Annotated in this window: 3 protein-coding genes and 1 pseudogene; all 4 read left to right on the top strand. The window is 67.2% G+C overall.

Annotated elements, in window-relative coordinates:
* On the top strand, positions 1-1,192 hold a 1,192-nt coding region (locus B3547_RS11770; RefSeq protein ID WP_292963325.1), incomplete at its 5' end, for a type IV secretory system conjugative DNA transfer family protein.
* The gene (locus B3547_RS11765) at positions 1,189-1,653 is read left to right on the top strand and encodes a CopG family transcriptional regulator (protein WP_047127337.1); all 465 of its coding nucleotides are present in this window, start codon (positions 1,189-1,191) and stop codon (positions 1,651-1,653) included. The genes B3547_RS11770 and B3547_RS11765, both read left to right, overlap by 4 nt.
* The gene (gene trbB / locus B3547_RS11760) at positions 1,650-2,720 is read left to right on the top strand and encodes a P-type conjugative transfer ATPase TrbB (protein WP_047127338.1); all 1,071 of its coding nucleotides are present in this window, start codon (positions 1,650-1,652) and stop codon (positions 2,718-2,720) included. Before B3547_RS11765 ends, trbB begins: the two co-directional genes overlap by 4 nt.
* Positions 2,717-2,879: pseudogene (locus B3547_RS11755) on the top strand (conjugal transfer protein TrbC); the annotation flags it as partial. The gene trbB and the pseudogene B3547_RS11755, both read left to right, overlap by 4 nt.

Genomic DNA, 2,879 nt, shown 5'->3' with positions numbered 1-2,879 from the left:
GCTGCGCGGCGTCGCCAACTTCCTCAGCGACCCAGCCAGCCCGTTCGAGCTGACGCTGCACCGGATGATGACGACAAAGCACCTGGGCGATGCACCGCACCCGGTTGTCGCATCCGCTGCGCGGGAAGTGCTCAACAAGTCGGACAACGAGCGGTCGGGCGTGCTCTCCACGGCCATGTCCTTCCTTGGCCTGTACCGCGATCCCACGGTGGCCGAAGTCACGTCGCGCTGCGACTGGCGCATCGCCGACTTGATCGCCGCAGCGCATCCGGTATCGCTGTACCTGGTGGTGCCGCCTTCGGACATCAGCCGCACCAAGCCGCTGATCCGCCTGATCCTCAACCAGATCGGGCGGCGCCTTACCGAATCGCTCGATGGCTCCGATGGCATCGAGCGTCGCCACAAGCTGCTGCTGATGCTCGATGAGTTTCCGGCGCTGGGGCGCCTGGACTTTTTCGAGACTGCCTTGGCCTTCATGGCCGGCTACGGCATCCGCAGCTTCCTCATCGCCCAAAGCCTGAACCAGATCGACAAGGCGTATGGGCAGAACCATTCCATCCTCGACAACTGCCACGTTCGCGTGACGTTTGCGACGAATGACGAAAGGACGGCGAAAAGGATTTCGGAAACCCTTGGCACCGCCACCGAGCTGCGCGCGCAGCGAAATTACGCCGGCCACAGATTGGCCCCGTGGCTCGGCCACTTGATGGTGTCGCGGCAGGAAACCGCACGGCCGCTACTCACTCCAGGCGAGGTGATGCAGCTTCCGCCCGATGAAGCCGTGGTGATGGTGTCCAGCGTCGCGCCGATCAAAGCCAAGAAGCTTCGCTACTACTCGGACGCTAATTTCAGCCGCCGCGTGCTGCCACCGCCTGTACTTGCAGACGGGCACTACGACGATGCGCCGCCATTGCGCTCCGACGACTGGAGCGGGCTGGCGATCCCTGCCGTACCCGCTGCACTGGCCACAGCATCCGCGGATGGCCTGGGCGGCACCGACGACGGCGGCCCACGCCGTCAGCCCGAACTCACCGAAGCCGTCGCCTACGACCCCGAACCGGACGCACACGCTTCCGACCTAGGGCTGCTCGACGACGACTTGCCGCTGCCACTTCCTGCCCAGCTCGACCCGGCCATGCAACGCACGGCCCGGCTGGCGTCCCTCGACCCCAATGACGGAATCGACCTATGAGCCAATACCGCCTCAATCTATTCATTCAGCCCGAGCACGCTCAGCGCCTGGACGAACTCGCCGCCAAGAAAGGCGTGTCCAAGTCGTCCATCGTCGCGGCAGCGCTGGCATCCTGGCTATCGCCGGACGCGGGCGACCAGCGCGAGGCGGCCATCGCCAAGCGGCTGGATCGGCTGTCGCGCCAGACCGAGCGCCTGGAGCGCGACCAGAACATCCAGATCGAAACGCTGGCCCTGTTCATCCGCTACTTCCTGACCGTCAGCACGCCGATTCCCGAAGCCCATCAGGACGCGGCACGCGCCCAGGGCAAGGCGCGTTTCGAGCAGTTCGTGGAACAGCTTGGCCGCCACCTGCTGCGCGGCCGCAGCCTAGTACGCGATGTTGTGGAGGAGCTGCATCCCGATCCGATGCGGATGGATGACGCGGCGGCGCTGGCCGAAGCGCGGGAGAGGGCCTCATGAGCGCCGTTCCGCACACCCCGCCTGAACCACGGTCATCGACCGCGACATCGCTGGATCGCCGCATCCAGATGCTGCGCACAGCCATGGGGCCGCTGATCGCCGCCGCGCTGGAAGACCCGGACGTGGTGGAAATCATGCTCAACCCCGACCGTACCCTGTGGGTCGATCGGCTGTCGTCGGGCCGTTCGCCGCTGGGTATGGAACTGCCCGAGGCCGATGGCGAACGCATCATCCGCCTGGTCGCCGCCCACGTCGGCGCGGAAGTGCATCGCGGCCAGCCGCTGCTGACCGCCGAGCTGCCCGAGACGGGCGAACGCTTCGAGGGCATCTTGCCGCCGGCCGCACCGGGGCCGGCGTTCGCGCTGCGCAAGCGTGCCGTGAACATCATCGGCCTGGATCGCTACGTCGGCGACGGCATCCTGACTGGCGGCCAAGCGGACTTCCTGCGCCGCGCAATACGCGAGCGGCAGAACATCCTGATTGCCGGTGGCACCAGTACCGGCAAGACCACCCTCGCCAACGCCTTGCTGGCCGAGATCGCCGCCACTGGCGACCGCGTGCTGGTGCTCGAAGACACCATCGAACTGCAATGCGCAGCCCGCGACCATGTGCCGCTCCGCACGCGCGCGGGCGTGGTGTCGATGCAGGAGCTGGTGCGCGCCACGATGCGCCTGCGCCCCGACCGCGTGATCGTCGGCGAAGTGCGCGGCGGCGAGGCGCTGGATCTCATCAAGGTGTGGGGCACCGGCCATCCCGGTGGTATTGCCACGATCCACGCCGGTTCCGCGCTGGGCGCACTGCTGCGGCTGGAGCAACTGATTCTCGAAGTGGCCGTGAACCCGCCGCGTGCGCTGATCGCCGAGGCGGTCAATGTCGTCATCCACATCGCCGGTCGTGGCCGCAAGCGCCACGTCGAAAGCATCGCCCGCGTCGTCGGCTTCGACGGCGCGGGCTACCGGCTGGCGGACGCGCTGGAAACGCCGTTTCCCGTGCTGACGCCGGTTCCTCTCGCAGCCGATGCCGCTGCGCCGTCCCCGTCCCCTGACCAACCTGGAGAATTGCCATGACACACGTTGATTCTTTCCGCTTTTCCGTAAATCCGCTTCCCCGCCAGTCCAGCCTTGCGAGGCTGCGCAGCCTCGTCCGCCCTGCGGGGCAGGGGCTGCTGCTGGCCGCGCTGCTGCTGCTCCTGGCCGGTACGGCGCAGGCCGCCGGTTCCTCGATGC

Origin of the sequence: Novosphingobium sp. UBA1939 (assembly GCF_002336885.1) — a bacterium.
Taxonomy (GTDB): Bacteria; Pseudomonadota; Alphaproteobacteria; order Sphingomonadales; family Sphingomonadaceae; genus Novosphingobium.
This window is presented reverse-complemented; position numbering and strand designations above follow the sequence as displayed.

What these genes read in the sequence shown, in the direction of transcription:
- B3547_RS11765 (WP_047127337.1), top strand. Translation starts at nt 1,189, where the DNA reads ATGAGCCAATACCGCCTCAATCTATTCATTCAGCCCGAGCACGCTCAG.
- trbB (WP_047127338.1), top strand. Translation starts at nt 1,650, where the DNA reads ATGAGCGCCGTTCCGCACACCCCGCCTGAACCACGGTCATCGACCGCG.